15 protein-coding genes and 1 pseudogene are annotated in these 15,420 nt (G+C 64.3%); 6 read left to right on the top strand and 10 right to left on the bottom strand.

The features are described 5' to 3' along the window. Positions 1-31 precede the first annotated feature (31 nt). Entirely contained in the window at positions 32-1,420 is a 1,389-nt protein-coding gene (locus VKR55_RS18720; protein ID WP_324405543.1) for an amidase, read from the bottom strand. Continuing rightward, on the bottom strand, positions 1,417-1,596 hold the full coding sequence (locus VKR55_RS18715) for a hypothetical protein (RefSeq protein WP_324405542.1): 180 nt from the start codon (positions 1,594-1,596) through the stop codon (positions 1,417-1,419). Before VKR55_RS18715 ends, VKR55_RS18720 begins: the two co-directional genes overlap by 4 nt. A gap of 817 nt (positions 1,597-2,413) precedes the next feature. On the opposite strand from VKR55_RS18715, the gene VKR55_RS18710 reads away from it, so the two are divergent. Continuing rightward, complete coding sequence (locus VKR55_RS18710) at positions 2,414-3,823, top strand: MATE family efflux transporter (RefSeq protein WP_324405540.1); 1,410 nt, start codon at positions 2,414-2,416, stop codon at positions 3,821-3,823. 230 nt (positions 3,824-4,053) lie between these two features. Continuing rightward, positions 4,054-5,424 (top strand): MmgE/PrpD family protein, encoded by a 1,371-nt coding sequence (locus VKR55_RS18705; protein ID WP_324405539.1) that lies wholly within the window; start codon positions 4,054-4,056, stop codon positions 5,422-5,424. Between the two features lie 8 nt (positions 5,425-5,432). On the opposite strand, the gene VKR55_RS18700 is transcribed toward VKR55_RS18705, so the two are convergent. The 3 genes from VKR55_RS18700 to VKR55_RS18690 all read right to left on the bottom strand — a co-directional run bounded on the left by VKR55_RS18700 (position 5,433) and on the right by VKR55_RS18690 (position 8,702). Further along, a complete protein-coding gene (locus tag VKR55_RS18700; RefSeq protein WP_324405537.1) occupies positions 5,433-6,869 on the bottom strand; it encodes a serine hydrolase domain-containing protein in 1,437 nt (478 codons plus the stop codon). 141 nt (positions 6,870-7,010) lie between these two features. Next, the gene (locus VKR55_RS18695; RefSeq protein ID WP_324405535.1) at positions 7,011-8,066 is read right to left on the bottom strand and encodes a helix-turn-helix domain-containing protein; all 1,056 of its coding nucleotides are present in this window, start codon (positions 8,064-8,066) and stop codon (positions 7,011-7,013) included. 69 nt (positions 8,067-8,135) lie between these two features. Beyond that, entirely contained in the window at positions 8,136-8,702 is a 567-nt protein-coding gene (locus VKR55_RS18690; RefSeq protein WP_324405533.1) for a GNAT family N-acetyltransferase, read from the bottom strand. An 80-nt stretch (positions 8,703-8,782) separates the two neighbouring features. Here VKR55_RS18690 and VKR55_RS18685 point away from each other — a divergent pair, with 80 nt between their 5' ends. From VKR55_RS18685 to VKR55_RS18670, 4 genes are all read left to right on the top strand, one after another. Continuing rightward, positions 8,783-9,700: a pirin family protein gene (locus VKR55_RS18685; protein ID WP_324405531.1), complete on the top strand. Its 918-nt coding sequence runs from the start codon at positions 8,783-8,785 to the stop codon at positions 9,698-9,700. Positions 9,701-9,863: 163 nt separating this feature from the next. Beyond that, the gene (locus VKR55_RS18680; protein WP_324405529.1) at positions 9,864-10,778 is read left to right on the top strand and encodes a phosphoribosylaminoimidazolesuccinocarboxamide synthase; all 915 of its coding nucleotides are present in this window, start codon (positions 9,864-9,866) and stop codon (positions 10,776-10,778) included. A gap of 104 nt (positions 10,779-10,882) precedes the next feature. After that, a complete protein-coding gene (locus tag VKR55_RS18675; RefSeq protein ID WP_324405527.1) occupies positions 10,883-11,689 on the top strand; it encodes a crotonase/enoyl-CoA hydratase family protein in 807 nt (268 codons plus the stop codon). Then, positions 11,689-12,732: an alpha/beta fold hydrolase gene (locus VKR55_RS18670; protein ID WP_324405525.1), complete on the top strand. Its 1,044-nt coding sequence runs from the start codon at positions 11,689-11,691 to the stop codon at positions 12,730-12,732. The genes VKR55_RS18675 and VKR55_RS18670 overlap by 1 nt, the downstream gene beginning before the upstream one ends. Positions 12,733-12,776: 44 nt before the next feature. On the opposite strand, the gene VKR55_RS18665 is transcribed toward VKR55_RS18670, so the two are convergent. The 5 genes and pseudogenes from VKR55_RS18665 to VKR55_RS18645 form a co-directional block, all read right to left on the bottom strand. Next, positions 12,777-13,097 (bottom strand): PilZ domain-containing protein, encoded by a 321-nt coding sequence (locus VKR55_RS18665; RefSeq protein ID WP_324405524.1) that lies wholly within the window; start codon positions 13,095-13,097, stop codon positions 12,777-12,779. 1 nt (position 13,098) lies between these two features. Beyond that, positions 13,099-13,977, bottom strand: a complete 879-nt coding sequence (locus VKR55_RS18660; RefSeq protein WP_324405523.1) for a CheR family methyltransferase — start codon at positions 13,975-13,977, stop codon at positions 13,099-13,101. 30 nt (positions 13,978-14,007) lie between these two features. After that, the gene (locus tag VKR55_RS18655; RefSeq protein WP_324405521.1) at positions 14,008-14,397 is read right to left on the bottom strand and encodes a response regulator; all 390 of its coding nucleotides are present in this window, start codon (positions 14,395-14,397) and stop codon (positions 14,008-14,010) included. A gap of 367 nt (positions 14,398-14,764) precedes the next feature. Next, positions 14,765-15,145, bottom strand: a complete 381-nt coding sequence (flbT, locus tag VKR55_RS18650; protein ID WP_324405519.1) for a flagellar biosynthesis repressor FlbT — start codon at positions 15,143-15,145, stop codon at positions 14,765-14,767. A gap of 149 nt (positions 15,146-15,294) precedes the next feature. Continuing rightward, positions 15,295-15,420 (bottom strand): annotated as a pseudogene (locus VKR55_RS18645) (flagellin); the annotation flags it as partial.

The raw sequence follows: 15,420 nt of genomic DNA, 5'->3' as shown, positions 1-15,420 counted from the left end.
AAGCGCAGATCCACTGTCAGCCCACTCACTGCTAGGAAACATCAGGACGCTTGTCGCGCCATGGCGTCGCACGCTCGAGGGCATGGGCGGTCCGCAGCAGAAGAGGTTCGCAGAACGGCCTGGCTACGATCTGCATCGCGACCGGCAACCCGCCTTCACCAAATCCGGTGCAAACGGACATAGCCGGGTAACCGGTCACGTTGAATGGAATGGTGAAGCCCGGCTTTTCCAGCGTGGCCCATTTCGGCACGGCCCGGATCTGCGGCGCCTCTGCCGGTTGCGCCGCGGTCACGAGCACATCGACATCCGCCATCGCCGCCGTCATCTCCAGGCACAGCTCGCGCCGCCGCCGCAGCGCCTGGACATAATGCTCCCCGCTCACCAGCGCGCCGAGCGCGAAGCGATCGCGGACCAGTTCGCCGTAATCGTAGAATCGTGTCGTCAGCCACGGCTTGTGGATCGCATAGGCCTCGGTAATCAGGATCAGGATGCCACATGCGTGATACTCGACGAGCGGCGACAGCGTCACGTCCGTGACCGTTGCGCCGAGTTCGCGCAGCACGGCCAGGCTATTCTCGATGCCCGCGCGTGTGGCGGCGCTGGCCACATTGTCGGTCTCGTGAAAGTGGCGGATCAGGCCCACCCGCAGGCCCTTGGTGCCGTCGCCGATCCCGGACGTGAAATCGGGGATCGGGCGATCCACACTCGCCGGATCGCCGGGATCATGTCCCGCCATCGCCTGCAGCAGGAGCGCGCAGTCCTCCGCCGTCCAGGCCATCGGCCCGGCATGGTCGAGTGTGAAGGAAAGCGGCAGGACTCCGCGCCGACTGACCAGGCCATAGGTCGGCTTGATCCCGGTGATGCCACAGAGCGCTGCAGGCAGGCGGATTGAGCCGCCGGTGTCGGATCCCGTACCACCCAGCACGAAGCCTGCGGCGACCGCGGCGCCTGTCCCGCTGCTGCTTCCTGCGGTGAAGTGATCCGGATTCCAGGGATTGCGCGCCGGCGGCCATGGCAGGTCGAAGGACGGCCCGCCCATCGCGAATTCGTGCGTGGCGAGCTTGCCGATCAGCACCGTGCCGGCGTCCGCGAGTTTGCGCACGCTCAGCGCATCTTCGGTCGGAACGTTGTGCTCCAGAATGCGCGAATGCGCCGTCGTTCGTATCCCGGCCGTGTTGTAGATGTCCTTGTGGCCGATCGGGATGCCGTCAAGCCTGCCCCTGGCCTGGCCGCTGCTCCAGCGCTGCTCGGACGCGCTTGCATCAGCCATCGCCCGTTCTTCCGTCAGCAGCAGAAAACTGTTCAGCCGATCGTCCGTCGCTCGGATCCGGCGGAAGCAGTCCTGCATCAGCTCTACCGGCGACAGCTTGCGCGCCGCAAACAGCCGCGACGCCTCGGCGATGGTGAGCTGCGGCGTCATGTGCGCTGCTCCGGATAGAACACGACGGCCGGTTCCGCCTCCACCGGCTTGTCGCGCGTCACGCGGGCGATGAGCGACTCAATATTGGCACTCGCGCGGCGCAGCTCGGCCATTGTCTCGGGCCTTAGTTGCAAGCCGCTGCGGCTGATCGCGGCCTCGAACTCATTGTCTGTCATGTGTGGTCTCCTCGTCCAGGCAAGCTTGCGGCAGACTTCACCAATCTCATCGGTACATCGATCTGAAGAGCGTCGTGAGAGGCGCCGATTCATTCCGCGGTGTGCACGCTAAACCATCTGCACGACGCAATTTGCACATGGCCGCCATGCACAAATTGCCCGTCGTGTTACTTTGTCGCAGCATCCTGCTATTGCGGAAAAACGGAAATGATCCCATTCTCCGCGGCATCCCGCCTCGACACGAGGGACGTTACGGCCAATCGTCACGAAACGTGGGGCGGGGATGCGGTGGACGCAGGTCGCGCGCAAGGACGAAGCGCGTGATGCGTTCGACGAAGCCGTGTGGTCCCGACACCCCGATGCCGGTGTCAAGCGCGCAATCTGATTGCGGGCGACGGTGACTACAAAGCCCGGTACGCCGAGGAGAGCACGGTATAAGTCGTCAAACATCGCGCGGGGAATGCCGGACGTGTTCGGTTGTACCTGTGATTAACTCGTGTGCGTTCTCTTGATTGTTGCTGCACACGAGACCGCGGGTGCAACGGCGCCCGGCATTCCCTGCGCCCTTCGATTTTTGAGGGTGGCATCTAGCATAGCCCGGACATTTCATGTCGCGGGAACGCGGGATTGTGCCCTCGTCGTTGCGAGCGAAGCGAAGCAATCCACATCGCCGTTGCGGACACAGCATGGATTGCTTCGTCGCGGAGCCTGTCATCGGGCCGCGCGTTCGCGCGGACCCGTTGGCTCCTCGCAATGACGGCATCAAATTCGTTCCAACTCTCCATCCTTCCGCCATGCGCAGTGCTATTGTGGTACCATGACCCTCTCAGACAAGATCGAGCGCACCGCTGCCGCGCTTTCCGCCGCGCCGAGTCATTTTTCGGCGGAGCTCTCCGAGACACTGCGGCTCGCCGCCCCGATGGCAGCGACGCAGCTCGGGCAGATCGCGATGATGACGACCGACCTTGCCTTCATCGGCCGGCTCGGCGAGGCGTCGGTTGGGGCCGCAGCGCTCGCTGGCACCATCTATTTCGTCGCCTTCACCGTGGGCCTCGGGTTGATGTCGGCGGTGTCGCCGCTCGCAGCCCAGGCCTTCGGCGCGGGCGATGTGCGCATGGTGCGCCGTTCGCTGCGTTCGGGCCTGTGGGCGGGGCTCTTGATCGCGCTGCCGATCATGGTCTTCCCGCTGCGCGGCGAAGCGATCCTGCGCGCGCTCGGCCAGGCGGAGGAGCCCGCGCAGCTCGCGCAACACTATCTGTTCGGCCTGGTCTGGGGCGTCGCGCCCGCATTGTGGTTCATCGCCATCCGCGGCTTCATGGGCGCGGTGAAGCGGCCGGAGGCGATCCTCTGGATCACGCTGGCCGCGATTCCGCTCAACGCGCTCCTGGTCTATCTGTTGCTCTACGGCGAGTTCGGCCTGCCAAAGCTCGGCCTGTTCGGCGCCGGCCTTGCCACGTCGACCGTCAACGCTTGCACCTTCCTCGCCGGCCTCTGCTTCGCCACGCGGGTGAAGCCGTTCGCCAGCTACCATATCCTGGCGCGGCTCTGGCGCATCGACTGGGGCCTGATGCGACGGCTATTCGTGATTGGCGCGCCGATCTCGATCGCATTCCTGCTGGAATATGGCCTGTTCTCGTCCGCGGCGCTGCTGATGGGGATGATCTCGACCACGGCGCTGGCCGCGCATCAGATTGCGCTGAACGTCACCGCCATCCTGTTCATGATCCCCTACGGCATCAGCATGGCGGCGACCGTGCGGGTGGGCCATGCTGTCGGCTCTGGCGACGTCGGCGGCGTGAAGCGCGCCGGCCAGATTGCAATGGGGCTCGGCATTGTCATCGCCGTCGTGCTGACGATCGCCGTGATCGCGCTCCGCTTTGCCATCGCAAAACTGTTCCTCGGCGAGGGGCTTGCCGATGCCGATACTGCCATCGCGCTCGCCGCCTGGCTGCTCGTGATCGGCGGCACCTATTTCGTCACCGACGCCCTGCAGACGATTGCCGCCGGCGCGCTGCGCGGCATGAACGACACCCGCGTGCCGCTGTTGTTCGCCGCCGTCAGCTATTGGGGAATCGGCTTCTGCTCGGCCTATGCGCTCGCCTTTCACACGACGCTCGCCGCGTCCGGCGTCTGGGTCGGCCTGTCGCTCGGCACCCTCGTCTATGCCAGCTTGTTGGTCTTGCGCTTCCACCTGCTGGCAGGCCGGCTGCAAGCCCGCGATGCGTAAAAGCAAGGGTCAGATGCGCCGCAACGGGCGTTGACGAGGTGTTATGCGAGTTCTACGAAATGTCTCAACGCGATCTGAGGAATTTCCCCGTCATTGCGAGCGAAGCGAAGCAATCCAAATTTTGACAGCGAAAAATGGTCTGAATTGCTTCGTCGCGGAGTTTATCATCGGGCCGCGCTTGCGCGGACCCGTTGGCTCCTCGCAATGACAGAAAAACATGAGGCAACGCCATGGCGCATGAAACCGAAACGCTCGCAGGCTATGTCGCCGAATTGAAATTCGAGGACATTCCGCCGGAGGTGCTGGAGCGCGCCAAGGTGCTGACGCTCGATTTCCTCGGCAGCGCGATCCGGGCCCGGCGTGACGCGGAATCGACGCCCTCGCTGCTCAAGATGCTCGAAGCGCTGGCGCTCGACGGCAAGGGCGAGGCCACCGTGTTCGGGGACGACAAGACCTGGACGCCGGCGGTCGCGGCGCTCTTGAACGGCGCGCTCGGGCATTCCCTTGATTTCGACGATACGCATGCGGACTCCTCGTTGCATGCGAGCGCGCCGGTGGTGCCGGCCGCGTTTGCGGTCGGCGAGATGATGGGCTCGTCCGGGCGCGATGTGCTGACCGCGATCGTTGCGGGCTATGAAGTGTGCTGCCGGCTCGGCAATGCGCTCGACCCGACCTCGCACTATGCACGCGGTTTCCACCCCACCGCGACCGCGGGCACCTATGGCGCCGCGGCCGCCGCCGCAAAGCTGTTCGGCCTGCCGCAGGAGAGGATCGTGGCGGCGTTCGGCGTCTCCGGCAGCCAGGCCGCGGGTTCGCTGCAGTTTCTGGTCAACGGCGCCTGGAACAAGCGCTACCAGGTCGGCGCTGCCGCCATGAACGGCGTGATCGCCGCCACGCTCGCGCGCAACAACTTCGTCGGCTCGACCGAAGCGGTCGAGGGCAAGCACGGTCTGCTCATCGGCTACAGTGACAATCCGCATCCCGACAAGGCAGTCGCGGGCCTGGGATCGACCTACGAGACCATGAAGATTGGCGTGAAACCCTATCCAAGCTGCCGCTACACCCACGCCGCGCTCGACGCCATCATTGCGATGCGGCGCGAGCACAATCTGACGCCGGACCAGATCAAGCGCGTCGAGATCGGCCTGCATCGGAACGGCATTACGCTCACCGGCGACGCGCCCACCAAGCGGCATCCGACCTCGATCGTGGGCGGACAGTTTTCCATGTTCTTCACCGGCGCGGTCGCGCTCGACCAGGGCGGTTTTGGCTGGGACGACTACGAGCGGATCGGCGATAAGGGGATCGATGCGCTTGCCGACAAGTTCGATGTCGTGCAGGACGACCGGCTCGAGATCGGCCGCAGCCATCCCTTCGGCGCGCGCGTCTCGATCACCACCGACGACGGCGTGCATGAGCGGCTCAATGCCGATCCGTCCGGCGAGCCCAATTCGTTCCCGGACGCAGCGGCGATGCAGCAGAAATTCCTGACGCTGGCGCGGCCGGTGCTGAAGGGCCGCGCCGACCAGTTTGCCGACGCGATCCTCTCGCTGGAGCGCTTCGATCGCGTCGAGAAGGCGACGCAACTCGGGAGGCAGTAGGATCGTTGCTACTCGTTACTGCCTGCCAGCCTCGCGCTGCCCGTCGTCGCCGCCACCACATCGCTGACAAGCTGCGATACGCCATCGGCGCCAAGCGGCCAGTTCACGGTGCGGCCAAGGCGGACGACGACGAGACGCTGCGACGGAATCACGATCACATATTGGCCGATCGATCCCTTGGCGAAAAACGCATCGCGCGGCCAGCCGTGCTCAATGCGGTAACGGGCGCCCATGCTGTCACCGAGGTTGGTCCAGAAGCCTGCGCCGTAACCGACAAAGGCATTCGGCGTCGGCGAAGCCGCATAGCTCGCCCAGCCCTCGGGAAGGATGCGTTTTCCCCCGACGATGCCGTCGTCGAGATAGAGCATGCCGAAGCGGGCCCAGTCGCGCGCGGAGGCGAGCATCTGGCTCGACCCTTCCGGCGTGCCGGCGCCGTCGAATTCGATCGTCACATGGCGCATGCCGAGCGGGCCGAACAATTCGGTCCTCGCAAAGCGCAGAAAATCGGCCGGCTTGCCGCCGGTGGCGTCGAGAATGAGCTTCGCGAGGATGAGATAATTGCCATCGTTGTAGTTCCAGGTGCTGCCGGGCGTTGTTTCGAGCGGGGCGGCCTCCGCGAAAGCCGCCATGTCAGTTTCCATGAACTTCATCCGGTTGACCTGCTCGAAGGCCGCTCCCAGCGACGCCTGCAGCGAACTGCCAAGCGCAAGGCCCGCGGTGTGGCGCAGGAGTTCATCGACGGTGATCGCGCGGCGGGGATCGTCGGGGCTCCGCCACGCCGCGACCGGCGCGGGCTGGTCGAGCTTCAACTTGCCCTGGCGCACCAGGATGCCGGTGAGCGCGGACATCACCGACTTGGTCGCGGAGAAGCCGAGCAGCGGCGTATCGATGCCGATACCGTCGGCATAGCGCTCCGCGATGATGCGACCGTCCTTCACTACGACGATGGCGCGGGCGCGCTTGAGCGGCGGCGCCTTTGGCTCGGCGAAGGCGCGGTCGAGCGCAGCCGCAAGCGCCGCGCTCTGCGGCGCAACGACCGAGGGACCAGCGATCTCGGGCAACAGCGGCACCTGCGGTCGGTCATTGACTGGCGGCAGCGCACTGTCGGCCACCGCATCGCCATGGTCGAGATAGCAACCGAGCGCACCGCGATAAACCGCATGGCTCCGGCCGAGCCCGAGCAGGCTCACCCTGACGTCCTTGCGTGCGCGATCGATGCGATAGTCCATCGCCCACGTAATCAGCCCAACGCCCGGCATCGCCGCCATGGTCTCGACGAAATTCTTTTCGGGATCGAGGCCGGAAACGAAGGTCTCCGAGCACAGCACGTTGGCAACAAAGCCGGTCGCAACCTTGGGCACGTCGTGGGCGCGGACAGCGGCGGCCGCCAGCGCGCCGAGCGCGGTGGTGGCGGCAAGGGCAAGGATCATTCGTCGTCGGGTCATGGCGGTCTCCGGCTGAAGTGTTGCCGGTCACAAGCCACGGCCCGAGGGGACGCGCTCGCCGGATTCGGAAATCAGCCTCGCCGCAACCTGGAACGGGCTCGCCGATTCCGAAATTATATCGTTATTACAACTATTTATGGATCAGGCTGCAGTGGCCTTGAGCTTGCGGTATTCGCTTGGGGTAACGCCGGTCGTCGCCTTGAAGGCGCGGTTGAACGGCCCAAGCGACTGGAAGCCGGCATCCATGGCGATGGTGATCACGGGCACCTCGGCCTGCGCCGGATCGGCGAGCGCGGCCTTGGCCTCCTCGATGCGGCGCTCGTTGAGGAAGACATTGAAGTTGCGATAGCCGAGCCGCTGGTTGATCAGCCGCCGCAACCTGTATTCGGGAACCGACAGCCGCGTCGCCAGTGTGCCGATCGTGATGTGGTCATGGCGATAGATGCGCTCATCCGCCATCAGGCGCGTCAACGCATCGATCAGCCTCTGATCGGCGGCGGCGGTCGCATCGACGACCTTCGCCGGCGCAGGCGCTTCACGCGGCGGCGGAAACAGATCGCCGGCCGTGACCTGCATCATCGCGCAAATGATCGCGGCGACGATGGCCGCGAGCACGGCGATATTGGCAAGGTTGGCGATCCCGGCGGCGTCGCTGGGGAGCGCCAGCATCTGCAGAATTGCGTTGAGGCCGCCATAGAGCGCGGCCGCGGCGACGATGAAAATGCGCAGAGTTCGGCGGCCCTCCACGAGGTCCGCGGACCACGATGCCACTGTCTGAATGACGGCGAGAATAATGAACCCGAGCGCGATCATATTGACGGTCGTGATCGCGAGGCGCGCACTACCGCTCCGAGCGATCCACAGGCAATTGACAAAGCTGAAAGCGGCGACCGCGAGCCAGATCAGCCCATGCCACCAGCGCAAGGCGAAGGCATCATCGCACAGCGCGCGGCAAAACAGCCAGAACACCACGACATTGCCGGTCGACAGCGCGATCAGCGGTCCATGCCAGGCCGTGAGTGGCGACGGTGTCCCGATCGCCGAGGTCGCGGCATGGGCGGCAGAGCCGAGCGCAAAGGCGATCGCAAGCCGGCCGGTGACGACATTCCTGAAATCGCGGAACAGCGAGGTGGCGAGCACCAACAGCATGGCGACGGTCGCGGCGCGCAACGCAAGGTCGATGGTGGCAAGCGGCATCAGATCGGCTCGATCGCGAATGTAACGATGATTCTAATGGAGATCGCCGGCCGGTTCAAATTGGCTGAGCTAGCCGTGCCATTTGCCGCGGTGCGTGATCCAGAGATCGCAGGCGTGGCCGAGCAGAATGGTCTCGCCGTCCTTGGTGGCGCCGAGCCGCCGCGCCACCGCTTGCGACGCACTGTTCTCGGCATCGATGCAGTGAACGATCTCATCGAGATCAAAGGTCGCGAACGACCAGTTGATCGCGGCCCGCGCCGCCTCGACGGCATAGCCCTTGCCGCGAAACGCATTGGCGATGCCCCAGCCGACCTCGAAGCCGGGCCAGACCGGCGGATAGAAGGGACCGACACGGCCGACGAACTTGCCGGAGCCCTTCTCCTCCACCACGAACATGCCAAAGCCATGCAGCACCCAGTGTCCCGCCATGATCGCGGCATTGCGCCAGCCGGTCATCGGCTCGGTGACAGGCTTGCGGTCAGCCGTGATGAAGCGCGCGCTGAGCGGGTCGCCAAGCATGGCCGTGTTCTCGGCGATATCGGAGGCGCGCCATTGCCGCAGGATCAGGCGCTCGGTCTCGATCCCCGGCCAGTTCGGTTGCGGCAGCGTGGCGCCGGGTTTGAGCGGAGGAATCATGCTTTCGTTATCCTGTTCGTCGCCGTGACGACGGACCATATAATTGCTGCTAAGGTCCCGCCAAAACTACGGAGGCGCAAATGAGCTGGCAACCTTCCGAAGATCCAATCCTCGGCGATCCCAGGACATGCGACGCGCTTGAACTCATCATCGTGCCGCGCACCCGCGACCTCGGCGACGGCTTTGCCGTGCGTCGCGCGCTGCCACATGGCCAGCGGCAGATGGTCGGCCCCTTCATCTTCTTCGATCATTTCGGCCCGGTGCAGTTCGTCTCCGGCAAGGGCATGGATGTGCGGCCGCATCCGCATATTGGCCTTGCCACAGTCACCTATCTGTTCGACGGCAGCATCATGCACCGCGACAGCGAGGGCAACGTCCAGGAGATCACGCCCGGCGCGATGAACCTGATGACCGCGGGCCGCGGCATCGCCCATTCCGAGCGCACACCGGATCTGCAGCGAAAGACAGGACAGCACATGCTCGGCCTGCAAAGCTGGATCGCATTGCCCGCCGGGAAAGAGGAGATTGCGCCGTCGTTCCAGCACTACGCCGCAGGCGATCTCCCGATGATTTCCGAGCACGACTTCACGGCGCGCGTGATCGCAGGACGGGCATTCGGCATCACCTCGCCGGTCGAAATGATCTCGCCCTGGTTTTACACCGAGGTCACCGCCGCGGCGGAAGCGAGCATCCCGCTCGACCCCGACCACGAGGAGCGCGGGATCTATCTGGTCGACGGCGAAGTGGAGATCGCAAGCGAACGGTACGAAGGCCCAAAGCTCCTGATCTTCCGGCCCGGCGACCGCATCACCGTGAAGACGGTCAAGCCGACGCAGATGATGTTCCTGGGTGGCGACGCGCTGGAAGGCCCGCGCCATATCTGGTGGAATTTCGTCTCCTCGAGCAAGGAGCGCATCGAGCAGGCGAAACAGGATTGGAAAACCGGCCGTTTCGCCCCCGTTCCGCAGGAACACGAGTTCATTCCGCTGCCGGAGTAGCGCATGATCCGGACCCGGAGGGCCGCGTTAGCGCAAAGTGTGCAGCGGTTTTGCGAAAAGATCATGCGCCGACAAAAAACCTGGGCTATTTCCGACTCTCCCTCTCCCCTCCCCCCGCGGCCCGCGCTTGACGCGTGCGGCCTATGACCTGAAAGTTCTGCCGATGACTGCGATGCGTGCCAGTGAACTCCCCTTGCCGAAGATCGGACGCGGCAAGGTGCGCGACATCTATGCGGTCGGCGAGGATCGTGTGCTCCTGCTCACCACTGACCGCGTCAGCGCGTTCGATGTGGTGATGGCGGAGACGATCCCAATGAAGGGCGCGGTGCTGACGCAGATCAGCGCGTACTGGTTCAACGAGCTCAAGGATGTTGTGCCGCATCACATGATCTCAGCCAATGCCGACGAGATCATCAGCGAAGTACCGGCGCTGAAGGACCATCGCGCCGACATTCTCGGCCGCGCGATGCTGTGCAAGCGCACCACCGTATTCGCGATCGAATGCGTGATCCGCGGCTACATCTCGGGCTCAGCCTGGAAGGAATATGCCGCAAGCGGCACGCTGGCGGGCGAGAAGCTCGCGACGGGACTTGTCGAAAGCGCCAGGCTCGAGCCCGCGATCTTCAGCCCGGCGACCAAAGCCGAGAGCGGCCATGACGAGAACATCACGATTGCCCGCATGCGCGAGGTGGTCGGCGTTGAAGTGGCCGCCACGCTCGAGCGCATGACCCGCGCGGTCTATACGCGCGGCGAGACGCTCACGCGCGAGCACGGCATCATCATCGCCGACACCAAGTTCGAATTCGGCCGCGACAAGGACGGACGCATCATCCTCATCGACGAGGTGATGACGCCGGACTCATCGCGCTTCTGGGCTGTCGATGCCTATAAGCCGGGTAAGCCGCAGCCAAGCTTCGACAAGCAGCCGTTGCGCGATTATCTCGACGCCGAGCGCCGCGCCGGGCGCTGGAACGGCGACGCCCCCGCGCCGCCGCTGCCGGCAAGCGTCGTGGATGCGACGAGCCAACGCTATCTCGAAGCCTATCGCAGGGTGACGGGACGGGAGCTGAAAATCTAGCTCGTCATTCCGGGGTGGTCCGCCAGGACCGAACCCGGAATCTCGAGATTCCGGGTTCACGCTTCGCGTGCCCCGGAATGACTACAAGAAAAAGGGAGGCGCAAATGTCCGAACCCGATGCCGTACTGGTTGAACGCGATGGGCCTGTTACCATCGTCTCCATCAACCGTCCGCATTGCCGCAACGCCGTCGACGGCGCCACGGCACGAAAACTCTACGACGCGTTCCTCGCCTTCGACGCCGACGCGGATGCTTCCGTTGCGGTCTTCACCGGCGCCGGCGGATATTTTTGCGCCGGCGCCGACTTGAAGGCTGTCGCCAAAGGCGATCGGGAGAAGAAGCGCGAGGTCGGCGGCCACAACACCATCGCGCCGATGGGTCCGAGCCGCTTGCGCCTGTCAAAACCCGTGATCGCGGCGGTCGAGGGCTTTGCGGTCGCGGGCGGCATGGAGCTCGCGCTATGGGCCGACATGCGCGTGGTCGCTGAAGATGCGACCTTCGGCATCTTCTGTCGCCGCTTCGGCGTGCCCCTGATCGACCTCGGCACCATCCGCCTGCCGCGCTTGATCGGGCATTCTCAGGCGATCGACCTGATCCTGACCGGACGTCCCGTCGGCGGGCCCGAGGCGTTGCGGATGGGGCTCGCCAATCGGCTGGTTCCCGGAGGCGAGGCTCGCGCCCACGCGATCGCGCTGGCCAAGGACATCGCGCGCTTTCCGCAAGTTTGCCTGCGCGCCGACCGCGTGTCCGCGCTGCGGCAGTGGGATTTGTCGGAGGAAGAGGCGATCGCCGCGGCGATGCGCGGTGGGCTGGAGGTGATCGCTTCCGGCGAGACGCTGTCAGGGGCGACGCGCTTTGCCTCCGGCGCCGGACGCCACGGAGCATTTGGCGAAAAGATGGGAAACGGCTGATGACCTCGTTGCAAAAGTTCGAACCAAAAACCTTCGTGATACCCGAGTTTCGATTGCAAAGCGGGCGCGTCATGCGCGACGTGACGGTCGCCTACCGCACGCTGGGCACGCTCGCACCATCACGCGACAACGTGGTACTCGTTACGCACGGCTACACCAGTGGACCCCAGATGATCAGCCCGGGTGGGGTGACCGGCGAAGGCGCCTGGAGCCAACTTGTCGGTCCCGGCAAGCCGGTCGATACCAACCGCTACTTCGCAATCTGCCCCAACATGCTCGGCTCATCCTATGGATCGACCAATGCGGCGAGCATCGATTCCGCCACGGGCAGGCCGTACGGACCGCGATTTCCTGACATTACCGTCAGCGACATCGTCGCCACGCAGCGATTGCTGCTCAACGATTTCGGCGTCGACAAATTCGTCGCCGTGGTCGGCCCGTCCTATGGCGGATACCAGGCTTTTCAATGGGCGATCGATTATCCGACAGCGATGCGGGGGATCGCGCCGGTCGTGACCGCGCCCAGCGTGTCGCGCGAGCGGTCGGAGGCGCGTGCCGCAAATTTTCGCGCAACACTATCGCAAAACCCGAACTGGAACGGCGGCGATTACTACGACGCCGGCGGCGTCCTCGACACCATGATCGATATCCGCGTGGCGACACTGAAAACCTACGGCATCGAGGCGAGATTGAAGCAAAGCATGACCGATCCGAAGGAGATCGAGGCCGCGATCCGCAAGGAAGCCACGCAGTGGGCCAAAGGCTTCGACGCCAATTCGTTGATCATCCTGGCGAACGCGCTGCGAGGCTTTGACGTGACTCCGCGTTTTTCAGATATCCAGGCAAAAGTGCTGTTCGTGTTGTCACGCACCGACCAGCTGTTTCCGCCGGACATTGCGCCCGGCGTGATGAAAGGGCTGAAGAGCGCCGGCGTCGATGCCGATTATTTTCTGCTCGATAGCGATTTGGGCCACTCAGCGTCTGGCCTCGACGCGCACAAATGGGCGCCGCGGCTACGCGCGTTCATGGAGAGCCTCAATTAGCCTCGCGCGTTTGCCGATCGGGAGCTTGCGTAGGCGGCTCCGTGCTAGGCGCCCATCATGGAGTCCTGGCTGGCGCCCGGCCGCTTCTTCTTGTTCTTGCCTTTGAGGAACTGGACATCCATCTCGGTTCCGTTCACGCGCACGAGCTCGCAGCGGCGATAGGCCAGACCGGTCGACGACAGCAGCAGGAAGAACTCCTTGAGATTGAGGCCCTGGATCGAGCCTTCGACCGTGAGGATCGCATCGTTGTCGGAGATCGCGTTGAGCTGGCAATCGCGCCGCCAGGTTCCGTCGATGGCCATGATGCAGACATCATAGCCGCGACTGAAGGTGACGCGATCCACGCCCTTGTTGTCTTCTGCCACGCTAGCCCCCTGCCATTGCGAGCCTCGGCGCGGCCATGAGCGAGATTGCAGGCCTCGCCTGCGGCGCGCGCATTTGGCCCGACCGATAAAGACTGCGCCGGTCGGCAACCGGCTTGAACGCTTCCGTCAAGCCCACCACGGTCTCGGCCGCGCCCAACACCAGGAAGCCATCCGGCTCGACGATGCGCGCAAGGCGGCTGAAAACATTGGCCTTGGTCTCCTGATCGAAATAGATCAGCACGTTGCGGCAGAAGATCACGTCGAAGCTGCCGAGCTGCGAGAAGTCGTGCAGCAGGTTGAACGACCGGTGCTGCACCATCGCGCGCAGCTCGGGATTGATCTGCCAGAGCTCGCCGATCTGCTTGAAGTATTTCACCAGCAACTGGATCGGCAGACCGCGCTGCACCTCGAACTGGCTGTAGATTCCGGCCCTGGATTTCTCCAGCACGTCTTGCGACAGGTCGGTCGCGAGGATCTCCACGCGCCAGCCCGAAAGCGCCGTGCCCATCTCCTTCAGGCACATCGCCAGCGAATATGGCTCCTGCCCGGTCGAACCGGCCGCGCACCAGATCCGGATGCTCTTGCGGGTCGCCCGCGCCTGCAGGATCGCGGGCACGATCGCATCGCGGAAATGCTCGAACGGGACCTTGTCGCGGAAGAAGAAGGTCTCGTTGGTGGTCATGGCTTCGACCACCTCCGCGATGAAGTGGCTCGCACCGCTCTTCATCTTCTGCACGAGATCGCTGATGCCGGAAAGGCCGGCTTTCCGCGCGATCGGCAGCAGGCGGCTTTCGATCAGATATTGCTTGTCCGCGGACAGATCGAGACCGGAATGGTCCTTCAGCAGTTTACGCAGGTACTCGTAATCGGGTGGGGTCACTCAAGGGCCTCTTGCACGCAGGCTGAAGGGTCAGGTGGTTTCAGGCAACGTCAGGTCAACCAGACCGACTTCCTGGAACTTGGCGGCGACAATGTCCTTGTCGAACGGCTTCATGATGTATTCGTTGGCGCCGGCATCAAGGGCGCGGGCGATGTGGTCCATGCCATTCTCGGTGGTGCAGAACACCACCCTGGGCGCATCGCCCCCCGGCATGCCGCGCAATTGGACGAGGAACTCGTAGCCGTCCATGACAGGCATGTTCCAGTCCAGCAGGATCGCCTCGGGGAGCGCCTGCCTGCAGGCCTCCAGCGCCTTCGAGCCGTCCTCGGCTTCGATGACATGAAAGCCCAACGCCTCGACGATGCGCCGCGCGACCTTGCGCACCACACCGGAGTCATCGACCACAAGACATGTCTTCATTTCTGTCTTCACCCTGTTCAGCTCGCAGGCCGCATCACGCGGCGAGGGAAGTCGTCTCTCGCGAACTCAGCAAGCGATCGCGCTGCGGTCCGAACAGCGCCGCATGACTACGCCAGACCGGACGGGATCCGGCCGGGCCGGTATCCTTTCCTGGCGCGCTGGGCAGGCGTATCCCGCCCAAGGAGTTCAATGGGCTCCCTTGTTCAATCGATAACTGTGCCGGTTTGTCATTCCCGTTAATTTCGATCTCCGTGCTAATACGGATGAACGGGCACAGCTCTTGGGCGCGCCGCGATAAGCCGCTCGCCGGGGGGTTCTGCATGGGACGGATGGGCGCCGCCTGCTGCGGGCCCCGGAGATCATCAGGTCAGGCGGCCGGACACGCCTCTTCGCGCTTCATCAGCTTCCCGATCTCCTTCAGCGCCTTGTAGAGCGCGCCGGCGGAAACATGACGATTGATGGTGGCGATCGCCTCGGCAGAGCCCGGACAGGCCTGCTGCAACTCCCGGATCAAACCAAGATAGGGCGCCCGATAGCGCGGAATATCGTTCTTCAGATACATCGTCTGAACGCAGTGATAGAGCCGCTTCGCCGGGGTATCGGCAGTCTCCGCCGTGACGGTGTCTTTCTCGCGGAGGACTGGCGCGTCACCGTCCACCAGGAACGAGGTACGCGTGCCCGAGTTGATGATGACGCTCTCACCGATGATGATGCGTTCGAATGGTTTCAACTCGACCCGGAGCGGCATCGTCGTTGTCATCCACTGGGGGAGCGGCGCCCGGTGTGGCCGCATCAGACGGCTGGTGTCCGCGTCGGCGTCACTGATTTCGGATAGCCATCAGGTGGAAGCGGCGGGGATTGCCCCGCCGCTCCGATGATGTGGTCGATAGCTCAGGCTTAGCGCAGGAGCTGCAGCACGCTCGCCTGCGACTGGTTGGCCAGCGCCAGCGCGGAGACGGCGATCGACTGGCGGGTCGAGAGCGCCTGGCTGTTGGCCGCCTCCTCGTTGGTGTCGGCCAGCGT

Source organism: Bradyrhizobium sp., from assembly GCF_035309285.1.
Lineage (GTDB): Bacteria > Pseudomonadota > Alphaproteobacteria > Rhizobiales > Xanthobacteraceae > Bradyrhizobium.
Note: the sequence above shows the minus strand (reverse complement) of the source record. Positions and strands in the feature narration are given on the sequence as shown.